The organism is Pseudarthrobacter sp. LMD1-1-1.1, from assembly GCF_040676255.1.
GTDB lineage: Bacteria > Actinomycetota > Actinomycetes > Actinomycetales > Micrococcaceae > Arthrobacter.
In genome coordinates this window covers 153,262-174,034 of record NZ_JBEGHP010000026.1, presented here as the reverse complement: position 1 = coordinate 174,034, position 20,773 = coordinate 153,262, and the positions used below count along the sequence as shown (strand labels likewise).

The 20,773-nt window shown below is 57.9% G+C and carries 18 protein-coding genes; 3 read left to right on the top strand and 15 right to left on the bottom strand.

Translation table 11 applies throughout. The features are described 5' to 3' along the window. Positions 1-226 precede the first annotated feature (226 nt). The 9 genes from MRBLMD1_RS20965 to MRBLMD1_RS20925 form a co-directional block, all read right to left on the bottom strand. Complete coding sequence (locus MRBLMD1_RS20965) at positions 227-670, bottom strand: NUDIX domain-containing protein (protein ID WP_364403414.1); 444 nt, start codon at positions 668-670, stop codon at positions 227-229. A 58-nt stretch (positions 671-728) separates the two neighbouring features. Then, on the bottom strand, positions 729-1,376 hold the full coding sequence (locus MRBLMD1_RS20960) for a YoaK family protein (RefSeq protein WP_364403362.1): 648 nt from the start codon (positions 1,374-1,376) through the stop codon (positions 729-731). 302 nt (positions 1,377-1,678) lie between these two features. After that, the gene (locus tag MRBLMD1_RS20955) at positions 1,679-2,590 is read right to left on the bottom strand and encodes an alpha/beta hydrolase (RefSeq protein ID WP_364403359.1); all 912 of its coding nucleotides are present in this window, start codon (positions 2,588-2,590) and stop codon (positions 1,679-1,681) included. Between the two features lie 93 nt (positions 2,591-2,683). Then, positions 2,684-3,922 (bottom strand): pre-mycofactocin synthase MftD, encoded by a 1,239-nt coding sequence (gene mftD, locus MRBLMD1_RS20950; protein ID WP_364403356.1) that lies wholly within the window; start codon positions 3,920-3,922, stop codon positions 2,684-2,686. 62 nt (positions 3,923-3,984) lie between these two features. Further along, entirely contained in the window at positions 3,985-5,025 is a 1,041-nt protein-coding gene (locus tag MRBLMD1_RS20945; protein WP_364403353.1) for a branched-chain amino acid ABC transporter permease, read from the bottom strand. Positions 5,026-5,111: 86 nt separating this feature from the next. Next, entirely contained in the window at positions 5,112-5,996 is an 885-nt protein-coding gene (locus MRBLMD1_RS20940; RefSeq protein ID WP_364403350.1) for a branched-chain amino acid ABC transporter permease, read from the bottom strand. Continuing rightward, positions 5,993-6,718, bottom strand: coding sequence for an ABC transporter ATP-binding protein (locus tag MRBLMD1_RS20935; protein ID WP_364403347.1), 726 nt, complete (start codon positions 6,716-6,718; stop codon positions 5,993-5,995). The genes MRBLMD1_RS20940 and MRBLMD1_RS20935 overlap by 4 nt, the downstream gene beginning before the upstream one ends. Next, a complete protein-coding gene (locus tag MRBLMD1_RS20930) occupies positions 6,705-7,445 on the bottom strand; it encodes an ABC transporter ATP-binding protein (RefSeq protein WP_364403344.1) in 741 nt (246 codons plus the stop codon). The genes MRBLMD1_RS20935 and MRBLMD1_RS20930 overlap by 14 nt, the downstream gene beginning before the upstream one ends. A gap of 4 nt (positions 7,446-7,449) precedes the next feature. Continuing rightward, complete coding sequence (locus MRBLMD1_RS20925; protein WP_364403341.1) at positions 7,450-8,667, bottom strand: ABC transporter substrate-binding protein; 1,218 nt, start codon at positions 8,665-8,667, stop codon at positions 7,450-7,452. Positions 8,668-9,917: 1,250 nt separating this feature from the next. On the opposite strand from MRBLMD1_RS20925, the gene MRBLMD1_RS20920 reads away from it, so the two are divergent. Next, positions 9,918-10,679, top strand: a complete 762-nt coding sequence (locus tag MRBLMD1_RS20920; RefSeq protein ID WP_364403338.1) for an MBL fold metallo-hydrolase — start codon at positions 9,918-9,920, stop codon at positions 10,677-10,679. Positions 10,680-11,024: 345 nt separating this feature from the next. Here MRBLMD1_RS20920 and MRBLMD1_RS20915 read toward each other — a convergent pair whose 3' ends face one another. The 4 genes from MRBLMD1_RS20915 to MRBLMD1_RS20900 form a co-directional block, all read right to left on the bottom strand. Continuing rightward, a complete protein-coding gene (locus MRBLMD1_RS20915) occupies positions 11,025-11,600 on the bottom strand; it encodes an NADPH-dependent F420 reductase (protein WP_364403336.1) in 576 nt (191 codons plus the stop codon). A gap of 41 nt (positions 11,601-11,641) precedes the next feature. Continuing rightward, positions 11,642-13,120: an NAD-dependent succinate-semialdehyde dehydrogenase gene (locus MRBLMD1_RS20910; protein WP_364403333.1), complete on the bottom strand. Its 1,479-nt coding sequence runs from the start codon at positions 13,118-13,120 to the stop codon at positions 11,642-11,644. A gap of 371 nt (positions 13,121-13,491) precedes the next feature. After that, entirely contained in the window at positions 13,492-14,793 is a 1,302-nt protein-coding gene (locus MRBLMD1_RS20905) for a dihydrolipoamide acetyltransferase family protein (protein WP_364403330.1), read from the bottom strand. Positions 14,794-14,817: 24 nt separating this feature from the next. Beyond that, positions 14,818-17,028 (bottom strand): alpha-ketoacid dehydrogenase subunit alpha/beta, encoded by a 2,211-nt coding sequence (locus tag MRBLMD1_RS20900; protein ID WP_364403327.1) that lies wholly within the window; start codon positions 17,026-17,028, stop codon positions 14,818-14,820. A 145-nt stretch (positions 17,029-17,173) separates the two neighbouring features. On the opposite strand from MRBLMD1_RS20900, the gene MRBLMD1_RS20895 reads away from it, so the two are divergent. Further along, the gene (locus MRBLMD1_RS20895; protein WP_364403324.1) at positions 17,174-17,851 is read left to right on the top strand and encodes a GntR family transcriptional regulator; all 678 of its coding nucleotides are present in this window, start codon (positions 17,174-17,176) and stop codon (positions 17,849-17,851) included. 14 nt (positions 17,852-17,865) lie between these two features. Beyond that, entirely contained in the window at positions 17,866-18,414 is a 549-nt protein-coding gene (locus MRBLMD1_RS20890; RefSeq protein ID WP_364403321.1) for a VOC family protein, read from the top strand. Between the two features lie 178 nt (positions 18,415-18,592). Here MRBLMD1_RS20890 and MRBLMD1_RS20885 read toward each other — a convergent pair whose 3' ends face one another. Together MRBLMD1_RS20885 and MRBLMD1_RS20880 are read right to left on the bottom strand one after the other, a co-directional pair. Continuing rightward, positions 18,593-19,525 (bottom strand): N-acyl homoserine lactonase family protein, encoded by a 933-nt coding sequence (locus tag MRBLMD1_RS20885; protein ID WP_364403318.1) that lies wholly within the window; start codon positions 19,523-19,525, stop codon positions 18,593-18,595. An 86-nt stretch (positions 19,526-19,611) separates the two neighbouring features. Next, entirely contained in the window at positions 19,612-20,610 is a 999-nt protein-coding gene (locus MRBLMD1_RS20880) for an alpha/beta hydrolase (protein WP_364403315.1), read from the bottom strand. Positions 20,611-20,773 lie beyond the last annotated feature (163 nt).

The following is a 20,773-nucleotide window of genomic DNA, read 5'->3' as shown; positions in this document are numbered from 1 at the left end:
ATGGAGAAGGCGCACCAGAGATGTCGTGATCACAGCGAAAAGAACCCGCCATTTACGTCTTCTCATTGGGGAACGTCGGATCGACGTGGAAGCACATACCAGTCACACAGATTGCTTTGAAACCGACGAGTGCGGGGGTCGCGGACCACTCATCAACTAATTCCGAAATGGACGTCCCCTCCTGCCCTTTGACTTGGGGCATCTTCTGCTCGTAGGCCAGGGTGCACTAGCGGAGCGCGTCATGCTGACCGGAGGTAGCTTCAATGATGAGGTCCAGCCATTGAACGCTATTTGCAAACCGTCGCGACTTATCGGCTGAAGTCCAGCAATATCGATCATGCTCCCAGTTCAAGGTAAGCCGGCGAACACGTGTTTCAGCCACGTATGCATGTACCAGCCACGGTTGCCCCAGGCCGTCCTCGATGGTTAGTGCAAATCCCGGAACCAGGGAGAGGATATCCCTGTGGCGTAATCCAGTCTCCTCGGACAGCTCCTCAAGGGCCTGGTCCGCGGGCGTAACACCTGATTCCACGAATCCGGTGATGCAGTGCCACCGGCCGCCGTCATGCGATAACTGACGTGAACGTCTGAAGAGTCCTATCCGTCCCCGCCATACGAGGATCACTGCAACGACGACCCGGTCCGGGGGTATGTCGATGGTACGGCGCATCGACTTACCGGGTACGCCGACGATCAACGGGCGAGCACTGCATTGCGGACGCGTCGGCTTAACGGTCGGACGCGGCAAGAGCGGACTTTGTTGCGAAGTGGCCAAGGAGTGACACCACAACAACAATCAGGCCTGCACCAAGCAACGCGAAACCGGTGCTTAGGTGGACTGCCACGGCTCCTACAGCGGCGCCAAGCAACATGGCTAAAATTGCAGCCGCACGCCGGTTCGCCACGCTCTTGACGTTGGGGCGGATGAACAGGTCTCCAGCAAATGCCGTAAGTGTTGACGTGACGACTACGGTGGTGACGTCTCGAACTGCAAGCTTACGTGCAACGTAGGCCTGCATTCCCATGGCCACAGCAGACAGCGATGACATGACAAGTTGTGCGGGAGTATCGGGTTGATCCTCTAGGAGAAGAGAAAGGACACCCATGGAGGTCACTAAACCACCTGCCAGCAGCAGGGCGCCAGTGACTGCTCCAGGCCACGCGGAAGGGTTGTTCCTCAAAGCAATTCCGGTCAGGGATGCTCCTAGACTGAAGCAGAGCATAGCGAGCAATGGCCCCAAAACCGGCAATTTGTCTGCACCCACTATTGCCATGCCCAAAATAATCACATTACCGGTCATGTTGCCAATGAAGACGTGATTGAGAGCCAGATATCCCACGGCGTCCACAATTCCGGTGCCCAAGGTCAGTCCCATCAGAAGCCAAAGTACTCTGTGGTTCCAGCGCCCACTTTCGCGGACGTCGTTTTCGGCGCGCCGAGGCGGACGCTCGTCTGCCTGGGACTCTTTATCCTGAGCTGCGCTTTGAGATGGGTAAGACAAGGGGATTCTCTCCTGGAGGTATGTGATGTTCTCGGATGAACACGCCAACCCGCTCTTGGGTCGGCGCGAAAGCCGCAATCGATACCCGGCTTGTTAAGTATAAGTAAACGTCTTGGGAGCACAATTGGGCGTCGGCACGGGGACAGATAAGTGATAAGTGATCCTGCGGCGGATTGCTACGATTTGCCCGTCGGGCCGTCGGCCCGTCGGCCCGCATAATTAAAAATTGCCCCAAGGATTTCAGCCCATACAGGACTGGAAGCATCCACCACGTCAAAATGGTTAGCTCCTTCAAGGGTCACGAGGTCAATCTCGTCACCGACCGCCGTGCCAATATCATGGTAGCGTTCGTGGCTCTCGAGCCTCCACGCGTCGTCCATAGAGCCAATGATCAGCGTCTGCGGAACACCAAGCGGTAACATGTTGACGGATGAAGCGGTCCGCGATTTATCCACGATCTCATCCAAATTTTTTGCCCGCAGAATCTGGCGCACGTCCTCACGTCCGCCACGGTAGGCGCACTCAAGGTCCAAGACTCCGGCCAGGTCAACTACCCCGCAAACAGGCAGTGGGTTCTGCACGAAGAGTTCGCTGGCTGTGGGGATGTTGATCCTTCCTGCAGCCCAAGTAGCTAAATGTCCCCCTGAAGAATGGCCCAGCAAAACCACACGATTTAGGTCGACAGGATAGTCCTGGGCAAGTTGTCTGGAGTGGTCGATTGCTTTTCCTACATCGAGGAAGGTTCCCGGATATCCCCCGCCCGGATTGTTGAGCCGCCTGAACTCTACATTCCACGTGGCAAAACCCGCCCCAGTCAGTAACTCCGCCAGTTGGTCCATGTATCCCAGACTGAAGCTCGACTCCCAAGCGCCTCCATGAATCAAGATAACGAGCGGATGCAGGGGATCTGGGCTATCTGAATGCGGCAGCCGAAGATCTCCGAAGGTCAAAGGATCATTGTCATACATGATGCGTACATCGGCTGTCATTGCAGGCAGTTTGGCCACAAGGTCCAAAACACTTTGGTTGAGAAACGAGCCGATCGCTGTTCTCTTCATATTGTTTACTCCAAAATACGGGGATTCCACGAGAAGTAGTCTGCGGCAGTGCTGATCCTAGGGTGCTGCCGCAGACCTCCATCTCCTTAAAACGCGATTTCCGGCAGGACTCGCCAGCTACTTTCAAGCAGCAGCAGCATCGCCGCGGACTATCCCCGCACCCCTGGACGTCGTCAAGTTGAGAAAGTAACCCGGGGGTATCACCAAGTCGTCGGCACTTAGGTCGTTGATGGAGGACTTACCAAGTCCCACAAGTGTGCGTTCGATAGAGATTCTGAAAGATTCCAGAACTTCGTACACGCCTCGTTCGCCATCTGCCGCAAGCCCGTAGAACCATGGCCGGCCGATCATTACAGATTGCGCCCCCAACGCCAGCGCCTTAACTACATCGGCTCCGCGGCGGATGCCACTGTCAAAAGTGACCTCCACCTGATTCCCTACGGCCTGGACCACTCCCGGCAGAAACCTAAGCGGTGAAGGCGTTGTGTCAAGATTGTTGCCGCCGTGGTTGGATACGCCAATAGCAGTGGCGCCGGCGTCAACAGCTCTGCGGGCGTCATCCGGGGTCAAAATGCCTTTGACCATGAAAGGTCCCCCCCATAATTCCCGGAGCCAGGCTACGTCATCCCAAGTGGGGACCGGAGTTGCCATCCACTCATACAGACCGCCGACGAGCGTGGGCACGATGCCGTCGGCCTTGCTCATGTTCGGAGCGTCCAGGCCTGGTATGCAACCGCGGCGCAGGTAGCGCATGAACCACAATGGGTTGCCCAGTGCCATGGGCGAGTACCGGATCATGGCGGCCAGGCCGAGGCCGTCAGGGTAAACCGGCGATCCCCAATCCCGTGGTTGGTTAGCGATACGTCCGCCGGAGACGTCAAGGGTGAAAATCAACCCCTTGGCTCCGGCCTTGCGGAATCGTTCTACCCGGCCCGCAATCGTGTCTCGGTCACCAGAGAGGTAGACGTGGGCAAAGGCGTTGTCGTTCGCCTGTGCTACGTCTTCGAAGGGCATGGATGCGAAGTTACTCAGAGTGATCGCTGTGCCTGCTTGTCGCGCTGCTCGCGCCACACCAAGTTCTGCATCGGGATGCATGGCCTGGGCGGCCGCCGGCGCTATGACGACGGGCAAATCGATTGGTTGGCCCATGAAGTTCGTTTTCATGTCGGGTTTGGATGGAAGCTCAACCCCGACCCGCGGGATGAGGCCGATTTCCTCGAAGGCAGCAAGGTTTCCCTTCATCGTCGCGCCGCTATCGCTTCCTGCCATTAGAGCCGTATACACGTCTTTTGGCAGAATCTTCTTGGCTCGGCGATGGGCTTCCTCGACCGTTTCTATCGCCTTGTGCTTGAAAAGGGCCACGACCCCTCCTGATTCTCTTGTGTGAGCCCTATTAGGGGCCTGTTTACCGGTTTGGTAGGTAGTTAGGCGCGGACCTTGACTTGATCTTCTTCAAGTGCTTTTTCTTGTGTCCGCCCCGTAAGTGCTGCGGTTCCGCGAAGAGCCCGCGGCCGAAACCACTGCAACTCAAGCGATGCCAGGAGCCCTCGCGGGCGAATTGCCAGTACGATAATGAGCCCCACACCCAGAGTCATTGCACTAAACTCAGGCATCCTTGGGAGCTGCAGCCCAAAGACCATCAACCCACCTTCAACCTGGCGGGCGAGTTCCTGCCAAACTGCGACAACGGTCGAGCCGATCAGGGCCCCACTGACGCTGTTTACCCCGCCGATGACCGCCATAATCACCACTATTACTGCCGGGTCGATGCCGAACGTGACGGGCGAAAATGCTGTAAGGTAATGCGCCCAAACGGCGCCAGCGGCGCCGGATAGCAGAGCGCCAAGCCATAGGGCGGGGGTCCTCACACGGCCCATGGAGAGACCGGAGGACTCGGCGGCCACCGAATCATCGCGTCCCCCACGCGCTTCGAGTCCCCAACGGGAGAATTTAAATGTAGACGCTGCCACGGTGGTGACTACCAAAACGATCCCGGCCGTTACCAAGGTGGTGTCGTAAGGAACCCCGGAAAAGACCTGCGCCCCACGGGTTATCGAAGGCGTCTCGCGTAGAAGATCCGAAACGATGAACATGAGTCCCAGGCTGACAACAGCTGCTGCAAGACCTGATACTCGAACCAGCACTGGACTCGCGATCAGTGCGACTACAGATGCCGCCAAAGCCCCAGCGATAATGCTCCCCCCGAACCCCAACTCGATGCTGGACAGCCAGTCGGGAAGGTCCGGCAGCAGGGTTCCGCGGTCGGATAGTGGGACTGTGAGTACGCCGGAAACGTAAGCTCCAACAGCCACAAAGGCGAACTGGCCGAAGAAGATCAGTCCCGTGTTGCCCATTATGGCCTGTAGCGACACCGTCAAGCAGGCGAATACAAGACCCGAGAGCAGCACATCTTCAAAGCGTCCCCGCGTTATGCCATCCACCACGACCGCGACGACTACAACCACTATTGCTATGGATGTGGGACCCGTTGCCGCAGCCCAAAGTCCCCGGCGCGTCTGAATTCGGTCTTGGGCGAGAGTGAAGGGGAGTTTCATTTGGTAAGCACCACCTTGCGTTGGAGAAGCCCGTCAGGCCGAAGAATAAGGATTACTATCAGCAGGGCGTAGGTGAATGCCTGGGTCAGTCCCTGCATTTGGCTGGGCAAGTATGTGGCCATGAAAGCGTTGACCAGACCGAGCAGTAGACCGCCAAGAACGGCGCCTCCAACGCTTCGCAAACCACCCAGCACGAGGGCTACGAAGGCAACCATCGTGATTTCCATCCCCGTCCTCGGAGAAACGTTTCCGGCTTTCGCGTACCAGAGAAATGCCGCTATACCCGCCATAACTCCGGCAATCACCAGTGCTGTCGTCACTACACGTTGGCTGCGGACACCCACGAGTTCTGCTGTCGATCTGTTTTGCGCAGTAGCCCGCATTTTCAGGCCCAAGTCAGTACCGCGGATCAACGCTATAAGTCCTCCCACCGCCACAATTGCTACCGCCAGACTCGTGACGCTGGCGGTACTGATCCTGAGGTCACCGATAGCGTTGACACCCCCATACCACGCTGGCGCGGGGAAAAGCCGCGGGGCGTCACCAAAAAAAAGAATGGCAGCTGCTTGAAGTACCAGCCCAAGAGCCAGTGACTTGAGCATCAGCACCTCACTGCTGGCCGAGTTCCCTGTCAGGAATGTCAAACGGCCAGCTACCACGGTGATGGCAATAATGATTGCGATTGCGATGGCGAGAGCCAGTGCCAGCGGAACGGCCGTGCTAAGTGAGACCGTCAGTGACGCCGTCCACATAACCAACCAACCGTGGGCGAAGTTCGGGAATGACATAACAGAACTGAGCAACGCCACACCCACCGCAAGTACTGCGAATACGCCACCTTGGGAGATTCCATCGAAGAGTGCTTGGAGTAATTGAATCATTTTGCCATCGCCCCCTCTCCCAACAGCGCTGCGGTAAGGATTCGTTCATCGCGAAGAAGCTCGGCCCCACCTGAGGTAGTGACTTCCCCGCCGCGCAAAACCACAACGTGATCAGCCAAATCAACAAGGCGCAGCGGAGATTCCTCGATAACCAACAGCGCCACGCCTGTTTGCTTCAACTCCCCGAGAAGGTCGTACACCGAATTAACCACGGCAGGCGCCAAGCCCATCGAGGGCTCATCAACGATCAGAACCCGGGGACCCGCTGCCAGTGCCCTTCCAAGGGCTACCAATTGCTGCTGACCGCCGGAGAGGCCTCCGGCGCGGCTGCTTCGGAACTGGGCCAGAACGGGGATCATCTCAAAGATGGAGTCCACTGCGGCCTTCCTCGCTGACGAAGGCCTGGTCAACGCACCCAGTCGAATGTTCTCGGCGACGGTAAGACCGGCAAAGACTTCACGCCCCTGAGGACAAAGAACAATCCCCCGCCTTGAACGATCCTGGATCGATAGGCGTGTTACGTCTGTGTCGTCCATGGTGATTTTTCCCGACGAGGGGATCAAGCGGCCCGCCAGTGTGGAGGCAAGAGTACTCTTGCCTGCTCCGTTGACCCCGGTCAACGCGGTTACTTGCCCTGGAGCAAGGGTCAAGCTCACTTCATGGAGTACCTTGTCGCCCGCTCCATAGCCGGCGACAAGGTCAACTGCCTTAAGCACTGACATGTCGTTCTCCCAAGTAGCACTCCAGAACTGCGGCGTCACGAAACGCGTCGGCCGGAGGTCCGTCGAAAATTAGCTGACCCTGGCGAAGGACCAGCACCCGCTGGCACACTTCCGAAATAAGGGCCATATCGTGGTCCACTAAGAGGGTGCCTACGCCGTGCGCCGTTAAGCCGGCAATGATGCCCGGCAACCGCCGGCGTTCGGACAGGTCAAGGCCGGCCCCCGGCTCATCCAGGAGCACATAACGCGGCTCCCCGTTCAAGACCCGCGCGAGTTCTACCCGTCGGCGATGGCCCCATGAAAGATCGCCAACGCGGGCGTCGAGATCGGTTTCCAATCCGAATCGCGCACCGACTTCTGCCACGGACTTTTCAGAAGCCCTTTTCCAGCCGCCTGCAAGTCCTGCCGACATGGCGATGTTTTCGCGTACTGTCAGCTCGTCGAACAACCGAAGGTTTTGAAAGTTCCTGGCCAATCCCGTCTTCGCCCGGGACCGCAACGAGGAACTCGTAATGTCCTTTCCCTCAAAGGCAATGCTGCCAGTGGATGGTGAAAGCAGGCCGGACAAGCAGTTGACCAAGGTACTTTTCCCGGATCCGTTGGGTCCGATCAGGCCGGTACATACCCCCTGTTCCAGGTCGAGGCTGACGCCTGCCAGCGCCTTAAGATGCCCAAAGGACATTTCGACTCCGCGGATCGACACCACGGGTTGAGCTTCCTCTAACACGTGTTCATCCCTCGCCGGTCAGATTGTAGGTCTTCACCTGTTGGAACTGCCCAGAAGGGGTAAATCCGACAATGACTGTACTTCCCAGACTCTGTCCGTTCTCCCACTTCTTGATAGTGCGCATCGGGAGTTGCAGATCTTTTTGGGCGAAGAGCGCTTTCTCAATTGCCGCTCCGTCGACTGAATTGGCGGTCTTGATCGCATCGAACAAGGCCAAGACAGACCAGTAGGTTTCCTGGGCCTGATGGTTCTCCGGGTATGCCCCGGTCTTGGCCTTGTAGTTGGTCACGAATTCAAGTGCAGCCGGGCTGGCGTCATCGCCTTCGGTGTAAGCACCTCCGGAGTAGAAGACTCCCGCAGTATTGCCGTCCAAGGCCTTGAGCATGTTGCGGGTGGACCACGTGGCGTTACCCACCACTGGCGTGTCCACCCCAGCCTTCCGCAGCTGGGTGATCAAGGTAGGAGCATCAGGGTACGCCGTTGCGAGGAAGATCATGGGCTTGGAGCCGGCGCCTACCGAGCGCTTGATGTCACTGATAACCGCAGCAAAATCTGTCTGTCCTAGCTTGACTACCGATCGACCCAGTTCTTTTAGCCCGGCGTCCTTCTTGAAGGAGTCCTCGTTGACAGTGAAGTACTGGAAGGCGTCCAGAGTGGCGTAGTAGACGGAGTCGTAGCCTTGTTCCTTGGCAAAAGCTGCAGCGGTCTTGCCATTTTGTCCTGCCATGCTGCCGCCGGTCGCGAACAGCTTTCCGACACCAGGGGCGTAATCGTCCCCGGATGCGCCAGCCATACTGAAGATACCTTGGCTTTGCGCCGCCTTGGCAGCGGGAGTGCCCAGTCCCGAGTCAGCGGGCGGAAGCAGGACCTGCGCGCCTTCCCGGATCAGTTCGCGCGCAACCTGGCTTCCGACAGCCGGATCAGACTTTGTATCCTTCGTAATCAGCTTTACCGGGCAACCATTGATACCCCCGTTGGAGTTGACCTGATCAACGGCCAACTGCTCACCGTTGTTTCCGGCAGTATCGTAGAACGAGAAGGCGCCACTGAGGGCCTTAGCGGAACCGATAGTGATGGCACCCTCCGAGCAGAGGTCTTTGCCACCGGCACCGGCGGCCTTGGCGCCCCCGGACGACGCGCAACCGCTGAGAAGCATCGCTGCCCCGATAGCGCCAGCCAGGAGAACCCTGGCGCTCCCCCGCGGGACCGTAAACTTTTTCATCGATAATTCCGATCTTCTATGAATAACTTTCAGGGATTGGATCAGTGAGTTGCCCAGGGTTGCTGCAGCTACAACTGAGGCCTTCTCGAAGGCTGAATTGCTCGGGGATCGTGTCCGAGTACCAGCGTCAGAGCAGTTTCGTCTGAGGGAGGACAGCCGCGATTGAATTAAGCGCGGCGCTTGGGTCGAGGTGTCTCAGCTGCAGAGTCCATGGCAATGGCTTGCCGATCCGTCGCTAGGAGGAGGGACTCAGCTACCGGGCCCAGCAGGAGGCACTTATAGCTCGACCTAGAGCCCTCCTGCAGGGTTGTCAAAGTGATGGGGCGGCGTGAGCTAGGTGCACGCGATCTTAGTGTTAGTACAGTGTTACTAAACACTGAGAGTTCAGTCGGTCAGTCGAAACGCGATAAAGACCGCGACGGGACGCTCCTCGGATTTGTGATCCAGGATACATCCAACGTGTTCATCCTAGGTTACAGATATAGCGAGAAACGTCAACAAATATTGAACGCGGGGCCGTGGCGGGATGCGGTTGTGGCCACCTTGCCTCTCGCGGATTTGGCTTCCTTGCCCCTAATCCAAAGGCGTGGAAAAGGAACGCCCGACCGGCTGGGGAGTTGACCTTGAGCAAAGGCACTAGGTCATGGCGTGTCACACACAACCTCCCCGGCAAAACAATTTTCGGGAGCAAGCAAACAAACCCTGCTCTACCCACACAGCAGGTACCCACGGGCCGCGCGTCATTTTCCAAGAGCGCTCAAGTTTCCGTGCACCGGGAACGTTCACGGGGTAATCCTCCGACCGGGGCCTTACTCGTCGGAAAACCATGGCAACTACCCACCAAGACACGTAGGTAAGCGGGACTTGCCCCTCAGCGGCACCCTGGAAAGCCATGCTCCCGCCCCCTCCAAATCCCGTCCATGGTGTAAAGGTGTGCCGCGGAAAGAGTAGAGCGCGTTTCAGACGACCACAACGGCACGCCGGCAGACCGCGAACCGCTACTTTGCCCGTTGCCGCTACGGGATCCATCAAGCCAGGCTCCCACAAAGATGCGGTCATTTGCTGCTGTAGATAAACAGCTTTAGCTACACTGCACTGGGACCAAGTAACTCTCGCACTGAGGAGCTTCCCCCAAGCCGATGCGCACGGCGGCATCTCTACTGGTCCCCCCGAGCGTAATACTCGGTTTTGACGATGGTATTTGTGCTGTATGGGTTAACACGAGTGTTCTTGCCGGATAATGTTGCTGAATGACTACCGCGATTGCCCTGACGAAGTTCGGCCACGCTTGCGTCCGACTGGAAAAGAACGGCAAGCGAATCGTAATCGACCCCGGCGATCTCGCAGATGTGCCCACTGCCCTTGAAGGCGCGGAACACATCCTCGTGACTCATCAGCATCCCGACCATTTGCACGAGGGCCCTGTTCTTGAGTATATGGCAGCCAATCTGACCGTCACGGTGAGAGCCCCCAAAGTACCCGCCGCGCGGTTGACTGCGGCCGCCCTGACTGCTGGGGTAGACGCATCCAGGATTATCGCTACGGGCCCGGGGGAGAACTTTGAATCCGCAGGATTCTTCATTCGGACCGTCGGAGGACAACATGCGGTCATTCACAGTGACATTCCGGTTGTCGATAACACCGGTTACATTGTCGATGGGCTTGTTTACCACCCTGGAGATAGCTTCACTGTGCCCTCCGGCCCGGCCCCCGACACGCTTCTCGTTCCCATCAACGCCCCTTGGAACAAGATGGCTGAGATGGTGGATTTCATCACCGCTGTGCGCCCTCGTCAAGCCATCCCCGTACACGATGGACTGCTCAACGAGCACGGTATGCCGCTTTACCGCAAGCGAGCGAAGATGTTCGCCGAACGTCATGGCGTAACCTTCACCGCCTTGGAGGTTGGGGAGACCGAGGTCATCGAACGCTCCGAGGAAGCGCTGGGACTCTCGGATACCGGAGATGATGTCTTCGCCGACGAGCTGGATGTCTTGCACTTCAACGGCTAAGGAAGCGGCCGGAATTTAGCCGGATGACAGTGTGCTGTGGCAACAGCAAAATAGCCCCTCTCCGTACGCACTCCTTGTGAGCGACATACGGTGAGGGGCTATTTTTAGGCGGCGAGGCCCAGCGTGGGCGATGCCGGCCTGCCGACTGCGGGGGGCCCTGGTCCTGGCGCTGAAAACGGCATCTGAAGCGGCCCGGGCCTTTTGCTATTCAAACCCTACAGGCTGGCCCGGACGAGCGGAGCAGATTTGCCTCGGGAGTCCCAAGGAGCAGCCCGGGTGGCCCGATCCTGCTATTTCCCGCGATGCTTGGCGATGAAGTTCGATGAGAAAGCGCGTTACGGCTAGCTATGGCACGAGGGCGAAGCCCGCCGACCATGAAATCTTTTCGCTGGCCGCCAGAGCGATCTGCTGGAAGCCGATTGACTCTAATTCCCTGGCCCTGGCCAAGGAACCAGCGTCCACGGCGTTGAGGCCGGCCGCAGTTACGACCTGAGCCAAAATCAACTTTGCATCGTCGTTGTCCCCAGCAATGAAGACGGTGGTCGGTAAGCCGCCTACTTGGCCCGAGGCAAGGGTCGCGGCGAAATTGGTATTAAACGCCTTCACCACGTGGGACTCCGGGAGGGCGGCTGCCAATTCCGACGTCGCGGAGCCATCGGGAGGAACGGTCAGCGAGTCGAACGTCTCAAAGTTCACCGGGTTGGTGATATCGGCTACTACCTTGCCAGTCAACTGCGTGGCCCGATCGGCCACAACCTCGGACAGAGCCGAGTAAGGCACGGCGAGAACAACGATATCGCCGGAGACTGCAGTATCGGCGTCAGCGTGACCTATAAGTTGAGCCTCATTGCCGCCTTTGACCACGAGCTCGGCAATGGCCTTGCCCATATTTCCTGTCCCGATAATACTGATCTTCGTCATCTTTCGGTCCTTTTTGTCGTGTAAAAGAAATAAGTTCCGGATCAGTCAACGCTTGGATCTGCGATGCCGACGTACTGCGTATATAGATACTCGTCTATGCCTTCAACTCCGCCCTCACGTCCCAGACCGGACTGCTTGACTCCCCCAAACGGCGCGGCTGCGTTGGATACAACCCCCGCGTTCAGGCCGAGCATCCCGGTTTCGAGACGCTCGCCCATTCGCAGGCCCCGGTTGAGATCTTTTGTGAAGACGTAAGCCACCAGCCCATACTCCGTGCTGTTGGCAAGCCTCACGGCCTGGTCTTCATGCGTGAAGGTGATGATGGGGGCGACAGGCCCGAAAATCTCCTCCGACAAGATCCGGACACCTTCTGTCAGGCCGGTAAGGATAGTCGGTTGGTAGAAGTACCCCGGGCCATCCACCGCGGCACCTCCCAGAACCGCCGTGGCACCCGCGTCTAAAGCATCAGTGACCAGTTCGTGCACCTTGTCTCTGCTCTTCGCGTCAATTAGGGGCCCGACCTTAGAATCCTCTTCCGTGCCACGAGCAATGGTCATCAATGACATTTTGGCCGCAAACTTCTCCGCGAACTCCTCTGCAACGGCTTCATGCACAATGAAGCGGTTGGCCGCGGTGCAGGCCTCACCCATGTTTCGAAGCTTTGCTTGCATTGCCCCGTTGACGGCTGCATCCAGGTCCGCATCCTCGAACACTATAAAGGGCGCATTTCCTCCCAGTTCCATCGAGGTTCTGAGTACGGTTTCGGAGGCGTCGGCCAAGAGCCGCCGGCCGACTTCTGTGGAGCCGGTAAAGGACAATTTCCGCAGCCGGGGATCGCGAATAAGGGGTGCGGTGGTTGCGCCGGCGCTGGTTGATGGAATCAAGTTGAGTACACCTTGAGGCAAGCCGGCCTCCTGCATTACGGCCGCAAACAACATCGATGTCAGGGGAGTGAGCTTGGCCGGCTTCAGCACCATGGTGCAACCGGCGGCAACCGCCGGAGCAACCTTTCGAGTAGCCATCGCCAGCGGGAAATTCCACGGCGTGATCAGCAGGCAAGGACCCACCGGCTTCTTCTGGACCAGCAGCCGCGACTTGCCGTCGGGCGAAACGGAGTAACGGCCGTAGGATCGGACTGCTTCCTCCGAGAACCACCGCAGGAATTCAGCCCCATAGGCCACCTCACCGCGTGCTTCAGATAGGGGCTTGCCCATTTCCAGGGTCATAAGCAAGGCGAAGTCCTCGGCCCGCTCAGTCACAAGCTGAAATGCTTTGCGCAGAATCTCCCCCCGTTCGCGCGCCGGTGTCGCCGCCCATGAAGCTTGTGCTTTGACTGCGGCGTCCAAAGCCTGCGCAGCGTCCGCGGCACTTGCGTCGGCGATGCTGAGCAGTACCGTTCCGGTGGCCGGATCTTCTACATCAAAGGTCTTGCCGGAGGCCGCGGGACGCCACTGACCGTCAATAAGGAGACCGGTTGGGACGGACTTAAGCAAAGTAGTCTCTGTCAGGACAGCAGTCATAGGGTTCCAATCTTGGTAATGGGGGCCTGTGTACTGAAATCACTAGGAACGTAGTCCCCGTGTATAAGTTCAGTATTGAGGGCAGATTTGGGTGGCAAGCCTGGCGGTCCGTCCATCCGATGAAATGCGTGCTCCGGTGGGCAGAAGAGCCTCCGTTCGCCCAAGACAGGTTCTCGAATCCACACAAGCCCGAGCCTGCTTGAGACTTCATCAATGATTCCTCGGAAGCACACTTTGCCGTACCGGGTCACGGTTACCTTGTCGCCGGGGAACAGGTGAACGAGCTCGTCCGGCTCCGTCATGACGTTCCCGGTCATTTTCTGCGCATTCTGGGTGGGCAGGATGTACTCATGAGGCCTTCTTCCCGTTTTCTAGAGGAGGATATTAAGAGGGTTCTCGATGCGGCGCTTGAACGCGGCCAGGAGCTGAGCTGCCACGGCGCCATCGACGACGCGGTGATCAGCAGATAGGGTGCAGGACATCACGGTGGCAACGCCCAACTGCCCTTCACGCACTACCGGGCGCTGCTCGGCGGCACCTACGGCAAGGATGCCGGCCTGGGGCGGATTGAGGATAGCGGAGAAGTCGCGTGTCCCGAACATTCCCAGATTCGTAAGGCTGAACGATCCGCCTTCAAGTTCCTGCTGCCGGATCCGCCCCGCAGCCGAACGTTCCTTGAAATCGCCCATGATCTTTCCGAGAGAGGTCATGGAAAGAGATTCCAGGCCGCGAACGACAGGTGTCAGCAGACCGTCCTCGGTAGCGATGGCGACGGAAATGTCGACAGTGGAGTAGCGGCGGATAGTTGTTCCCTGCCATGACGCATTGGCCTGGGGAACGTCCACGAGCGCCCCGGCTAGTGCCTTGAGTACGAGGTCATTGACCGTGACTTTCAGTCCGTTGGCTGTCCCATCACCATTTATTTGCCGGCGAAGTTCGAGCAGGGCGTCCATTTCGACGTCGATGGATACGTAGAAGTGGGGCACGCTGGTTTTTGATTCGGTAAGTCTGCGGGCAATGGCCTTCCGCATTCCGGAAAGGGGGAAGTCTGTGTAGGGTTCGTGGCCTTGCTGGGACGCCGGTGGGGCCTGGGGTGCCGATTCCACCGAACTAGCTTGGCGCTCCTCTTGGGGGGGGTGCTGTGTGAAGGCAGCCTCGACGTCGCTCCTCAGTATCCTTCCGTTGGGACCTGAGCCGGTCAGCGCGGACAAGTCGACGCCACGATCCTTCGCCATCTTGCGGGCAAGGGGGGACCCGAATATCCGGGTATGACCGTTCAGCTGGACCTGTTTGTTGAGCTCTGAGTCCACGGCGGCGGGCTGGGTACTCCCTTCGGTGGTCGGTGCCTCCGTGTCTTCCGGAACAGGCGCATCCGCCTGACTGTCAGCGTTTCCGGCCGACGCAATCTGTTGGTCAATGGATGCTTCGTCTTCGCCGGCTTCTACGAGTACAGCAATTGGCTCGCCTACGTTGACGGATGTTCCAGGTTCAATGAGGAGCCTGCCGATGGTGCCACCGGCCTCCGCCTGCATCTCAACTGTTGCCTTCTCGGTTTCGATTTCGGCTATTGGTTGTCCGGTGGTGATTATGTCTCCGACTGACACGAGCCAATCCTGAAGTGCAGCCTCAGTGGCGTCGGCGACGACAGCCGGCATGGTGATGATTGTTGCCATGGGTATGTCTTTCTCTGCGTTCAGTCAGGATTGTCCGAGGTTGCGTGCTACTTCGTCGAAGCCTGCAAGGACATCCTGTAGACCTGCGTTGGCAGCGGCTTCGAGGACCTTGGAAATGCTGGGTGCTGCTTCCTTCCCTGTGACCCGCTGGATGGGCTGATCGAGGTAGTCGAAGAATCGACGCTGGATTTCGTCTGACAGCCAGCCCCCGTAAGACGTCCCCCTGGCCCCCTGTTCTACGATTAGGACGTTATTGGTCTTCTTAATCGAGGCGCCGATTGTCTCCCAGTCCAGTGAGGCCCTGTCGAGCCAGCGCAGGTCAATTACTTCTGCGTCTAGATCCGGGCGTTGCTCGGCGGCCTGAAGTGAAACGCCAACCATGTTCAGGTAGCTCAGGACGGTGACGCCCTCGCCTGCCCTTCGAATAGCGGCCTTTCCCAAAGGCAGTTGGTAGTCCAAATCCGCTTTAGGGATGTTTCCCTTTACGCCGTAGAGGTCCACATGTTCAAGGACCAGCACCGGGTCCTCAAGCTCCAACGCGGCGTTCATCAGGCCGATGTAATCGCTGGCAGTGGAAGGAGCCACGATGCGCCATCCTGGATTGTTTGCGAATATGCCGGCGGGATCCATGGAGTGCTGCGACCCATAGCCGGCACCCATGGCTACTTTGGAGCGCAGTACAACGGGCATGCTGGAGTGACCACCGAACATGTGGCGGGCTTTGCCTATTTGGTTGAAGATTTGATCAGCGGCAACCCAGAGGAAGTCCGAGTACATGAATTCCACGATCGGCTTGTAGCGCCCGGTCATGGAAAGTCCGCCAGCAAGGCCAGCGAAGGCATTCTCACTGATTGGAGTCCCGAGCACCCGGTCAGGGTAGGTGTCCTTCAAGCCTCGGGTGGCACCATTTGTGCCGCCCTTTAGGCGGTGGATATCTTCTCCAAGGACAAGCACTCCGGCGTCCGTAGCCATCCGCCGGTCGAGCACGTCCGCGATAGCGTCAACAAAGCGGCGTTCGATCCCGCTGTCGATGTCGTCGTCTAACACCTTGCCCGTGAGGGGACGGTCACTTCGGATGCCCGAGTCCACGGATTCGTGGTCAGGCCAGAGGACAGGGCGGATCCTGCGGGCTCCCTTTGTGCTTTCTGGATCCTTCTCCGTAATTTCTTCCACGGTTCCCGCCACGAGCTCGGTGATGTGAGCTGTCAAGTCGGACTGCTGGGTTTCAGTCAGAATACCGCGGCGGATCATTTCCCCCGCGACCTTTGCAAGTGGATCCCGTTCACGCCACTGCTTTTCTTCCTCTTTGCTCCGGTAGCCAAAGGCACTCCCGGGAAACGGACCGTTTTGGTGGAAGTACCGGTAGGTCTCCGCTTCGATCAGCGTGGCCCCATTGCCGGCACGCATGTGTTCCACGGCGGCGCGTTGGGCCAAGTAGACAGCAAGTGGATCCATTCCATCCACCCGCCATGACTTGATGCCGAAGCCAGGCCCGCGGGCTGCGAGGCGCGGCTCACCGGTGACATCGGCGACATGTGTGGAAACCGCGTAGAGGTTGTTTTCGATGTAGAAGCAAAGTGGAAGGCGCCAAGCGGCCGCGAGGTTCATTGTCTCAAGTGTGGATCCGATGTTGGACGCGCCATCGCCAAAGTAGGTGACCGTAACTCCCATCCCGTCTTCGGGTGTCTCCTGGGAAACTTCGGCATCATGTCGCTGAGCCCATGCGTTACCTGCTGCAAGAGGGACTCCCCCACCCACGATTGCATTAGTTCCGAGCGCCCCCGCTTCGAGCCATTGAAGGTGCATGGAGCCGCCACGGCCCCCGCTGAAGCCCTCTTTCAGGCCTAGAATTTCGGACATCGTTTTGTGGATGAATTGTTTGACTTCATCAGTCTTAATACCGTCGACCACCGACATTCCCTCTGGGCAGAGATAGGCCAGTCCCTTCGCTAGGAACTGGTGATGGCCACGGTGGGTGCCGTTCACGCCGTCGCGGCTTGCGAGGGCGAGAACTGACCCGACAGCGGCGCCCTCCTGGCCGATGCTTGAGTGCGCCGGTCCATGGACGAGACCTTCACCTGCGAGCTGAAGCACAGCTTCTTCGAAAACCCGGATCGCTGTCATCTGGACCAGCATGGACTCAAGGAGTTTGGCAGGAGCAGCATCCCAATCATCTTGGGTAGTGCGCAGTTCGGTGCAGTCGGTTGAAAATTCCAGGGGTGTGCTGGTGGACATCTATGGCTCCGTCGCAAGTCGTGCTGTTTCTGTGCTGCGTTTCACAGTAAAGCACGATTGGATCCAATGCAAGGTTAAGAAGGTCCCCTTGCCCCGTTTTTTACCTTCACTGGATCCAATTGGGCCGACTTCGTATGCTAGAGGCATGACCACCAGCACGAACGAGACGATCAAAAAACCAGGAGCGGCTAGTCTCCGGATTGCGGATGAGCTCGGCCGCAAGATCTTGGATGGGAGCCTTCTGCCAGGAACTCGAATTCGGCAGGAACGCATAGCAGAAGAATTCGGCGTGAGTAGACTGCCGATACGCGAAGCGCTGCGGATTCTTGAATCGCGCGGGCTTGTGTCCCTTGTGGCGTCAACGGGGGCGTGGGTCAGCTCGATGAACCTTGAGGAATGTCAAGAGTCGTACCTGATGCGTGAGCGGCTGGAGCCGCTTGCTCTGGGCCAGGCCGTTGCCTCAATCAACTCGGACAGTATCGACCGACTCGATTGGCTTGCCAGGGAGATGGAGAGCTGTGCGGATGTTGAAGAATTTGTGGAGTTGGATCGCGAATTCCATCTTCTGTCGTTTCGTGATGCCGGAATGCCCACCCTGCTGGAGCTGGTCGAGCGGCTTTGGAATACCACGCAACACTACCGGCGCGCCTATGTTCAGCTGACGGGGCCCGACCGCTTGGAAGAGACTCATCTTGAGCACCGCATGCTTGTAGCAGCCATCCGGCGGCGCGACGCTCTTTCGGCGGAGGAACTTCTTGCCATGCACATACGCAAGACACGCATAGCCCTGCTGGACCACCCCGAAATCTTCACGCGACGATGAACCAGGAGTATCACATGAACGCGATTGACTCAGCCGAAAAAAAGTCAAAATCCCGAGGAATCCCCGGGATCAGGGGAACCGACCATGTCGGCTTCACGGTTCCGGACATGGAGGAAGCCCACCGATTTTTTGTGGACATCATCGGCTGTGACCAAGTCTATTCACTCGGACCTTTCCCCAAGGACCCTGAACTGATGACAAATAAGCTCAACGTCCACCCCGGCGCGGAAATGGTGGAAATACGCTTCTACCGCTGTTTCAACGGTGCCAACTTTGAGGTCTTCAACTACAAGTCACCGGACCAACGCAAAGAACAGCCCCGAAACAGCGATATTGGCGGACACCACCTGGCATTTTATGTCGACGACCTGGACTCGGCTGTCCAGTACCTGAGGACCAAGGGTATCCGGGTCTTGGGAGAACCCACCGCAAGTTCTGGTGCAAGCAAGGGGCAACGGTGGGTTTACTTCCTGTCCCCGTGGGGGATGCAGTTTGAGCTGGTTTCGTTTCCCAGCGGTAAAGCGTATGAAGAAGAAAGTGCGGTGCTGCTGTGGCATCCGTGACGTTCCTAGGGGCCTTGTCACGAGGGGCACACTACAGCACTCGGATGCCTCAGTATCGGGTTCATCCTGCCTCGGCTAGGAACCCGGCTTGGTCAGGACAAAGACTTTGCCAACGCAAGTGCACGGTTACCGCACTACCGTAACCGTGCACTTGCTGCTGTTTGAACTCTCGGTGCGTCTATCCCAGCAGCCTGGCAGCACCCGCGGGAAGTCGCGACTTGTCATTTTCACGGAGGTTTATCTCAGTGATGGAATTTCCGCTGTCCGTCACCCATGAAGTGTGTCGAAGTGCAATCTCGAGGTCGTGCCCCGGGATGATGCGGCTGGTTTCTCGCTTCAGCTCTTTCTTCAGAGTGCTGTAGAGGTTGATGAGGTTAAAGGAGTTGCCTTGACCGTAACCGGGCGTCCACATCCTCTCGACGTTTGAGTACCAGTAGACAGTATCGCCGGCAGCGACATACGGACCGTTTTGCGTTTCGATCTTGAACCACTGTGACCCAAACGTGTGTGAATCCTTTGCCAGACGCGCCGTGACGCCAGGAAGAAGCTCCACGTCTCCTTCCACAAAACGAATCCGTCCGTCGGCAATGCCCTGTGCTGCCTTGGCAAGATCTTGAGGATCGAAGGAGGAGAAGACCCAAGCCTTTTCCTCGTCGGACATCATCTGATTGGCATTATTCACGGCCATGGACCATCCAACGTATTCGTCAAACTGCACGTAAAGCTGCGCATTCGGGAAAGCCTCAAAATTTCCCATGTGATCAAAGTGCATGTGGGACACGAGAATCACGTCGACGTCTTCGGGCGTGAATCCTACACGCGCCAATACGTCCTTGGGACTTTCCCAATTGGAGAAGGGGTAGCGGTCAAGCCAGTAATCATTACGGAATCCACAGTCCACCAATGCTACGTGCTGCTTTCCGCCGACCTCGCCGCCCACAAGGAGCGTGTAGAGCATAGGGATCCGGATGGTCCCTTGGTTGCTGAATAGCCCCGCCCCACCAAAGAAGTCATGGGGCATTGTGCCCTGGCAAAACTCCAGTGACCATATTGAATAGTCTGTCTTGAGGCCGGCGGGGATTTCGGGGTTATTTATACCCAATTGGGTCATGACGAAGACTCCTTTGGAGATCGGGCTTACGTTTTGTGTGATTATGCAAAACAACGGACGGTGGACCATCCGTTCCTACTGGACCCTTAGGCCTGACTAAGGATGAGGTCTACCGCGGCTCTCGCGAGCCTTGACTGTGGATTCGCGAGGTCAAGGAGAGCTTCGAAGTGATTGGCGTCCCGTACGGGTACAAATTCGAATGTCTTACGCCGCAGAGATGCGGCAAAGGCACTTGCTTGTCTCTGAAACTCCGGAGTTTCCTTGGTACCGTACGCAACCAGGACCGGGCAGCCGATGGAGTCGATGTGGATCGCTGGCGACAGAACGTCTCGTTCACTATCGCTAAGCAGCACATACTCACGCCGGTAGCTGAGCAAAACTGGATAAAGGTCGTACATCCCGCCGACGCAAATTGCCCCTTTGATGACGCCGCGCGGAGCCGTGCGCCCCCGCCACTCGCGTGTGGCCATCACGGCCGCCAGGTGGGCCCCGGAGCTGTGCCCAGCGACGAAGATTCTGTGGGGGTCACCTCCCAACTTTCGCCCATTCTGATAGACCCATTCGATGGCAGATGCAACCTGATCAGCCATTCCGGGCAAACGAAGCGTGGGAATGGAGGCAAAGTCCAAGCTCACGAAATTGATGCCGGACTGTAGGAAGAGTGGAGCGAGGAATGAGTACATCTCCTTCTTGCCACTTCGCCATTCACCGCCGTGGATGAAAATAAGAGTAGGGGCGTCAGCGGACGCTGCCGGAAAGAAGTCGAGCGTTTCTTCCGCTGTGCCTCCGTAGGCATGCGTCGAGAAGCTGGTCCCCTCACGGACTTCTGCACTTCGTTCAGAGTAGCGCGCCACCACACCTAAACCTTCAGGGGCGTAATACAGCTGGTTATAGGCGGCATCAAGGGCGTCCTGGGTGTAGTCAAGAAAGACCTGTTCCGACTGCGTCGCCCCTTCGTTCTGTAGCGGCGCGGCACTGGCGGAGCTGGCAGCGGACCCGACGACTGCGGCGATGCCTCCCGCACCGATCGCCCCAAGAACGGGCCTTCGCCCTATGAGACGACGGTCTTCTTCCCTATAAGTCAACTGCAAACACCTTCGGTCCGGTTAAGTATCAATAATTTGCTGATTCCCGTGGCACATCCTCATGTGGCGCACATGTGCCAGTGACAGGATCTTGTTCAACTTTGCTCGCGGTTCTCTTCACCCTTTGCCCTAGTCCTTGCCTGCCTAGCGCGAAATTGATCGG

Coding starts and splice junctions, on each gene's coding strand:
- MRBLMD1_RS20935 (WP_364403347.1), bottom strand. CDS start 6,718: ATGTCAGTGCTTAAGGCAGTTGACCTTGTCGCCGGCTATGGAGCGGGC.
- MRBLMD1_RS20905 (WP_364403330.1), bottom strand. CDS start 14,793: ATGGCAACAATCATCACCATGCCGGCTGTCGTCGCCGACGCCACTGAG.
- MRBLMD1_RS20960 (WP_364403362.1), bottom strand. CDS start 1,376: ATGGGACTGACCTTGGGCACCGGAATTGTGGACGCCGTGGGATATCTG.
- MRBLMD1_RS20890 (WP_364403321.1), top strand. CDS start 17,866: ATGAACGCGATTGACTCAGCCGAAAAAAAGTCAAAATCCCGAGGAATC.
- MRBLMD1_RS20900 (WP_364403327.1), bottom strand. CDS start 17,028: ATGTCCACCAGCACACCCCTGGAATTTTCAACCGACTGCACCGAACTG.
- MRBLMD1_RS20920 (WP_364403338.1), top strand. CDS start 9,918: ATGACTACCGCGATTGCCCTGACGAAGTTCGGCCACGCTTGCGTCCGA.
- MRBLMD1_RS20925 (WP_364403341.1), bottom strand. CDS start 8,667: ATGAAAAAGTTTACGGTCCCGCGGGGGAGCGCCAGGGTTCTCCTGGCT.
- MRBLMD1_RS20940 (WP_364403350.1), bottom strand. CDS start 5,996: ATGATTCAATTACTCCAAGCACTCTTCGATGGAATCTCCCAAGGTGGC.
- MRBLMD1_RS20895 (WP_364403324.1), top strand. CDS start 17,174: ATGACCACCAGCACGAACGAGACGATCAAAAAACCAGGAGCGGCTAGT.
- MRBLMD1_RS20885 (WP_364403318.1), bottom strand. CDS start 19,525: ATGACCCAATTGGGTATAAATAACCCCGAAATCCCCGCCGGCCTCAAG.
- MRBLMD1_RS20915 (WP_364403336.1), bottom strand. CDS start 11,600: ATGACGAAGATCAGTATTATCGGGACAGGAAATATGGGCAAGGCCATT.
- MRBLMD1_RS20910 (WP_364403333.1), bottom strand. CDS start 13,120: ATGACTGCTGTCCTGACAGAGACTACTTTGCTTAAGTCCGTCCCAACC.
- MRBLMD1_RS20965 (WP_364403414.1), bottom strand. CDS start 670: ATGCGCCGTACCATCGACATACCCCCGGACCGGGTCGTCGTTGCAGTG.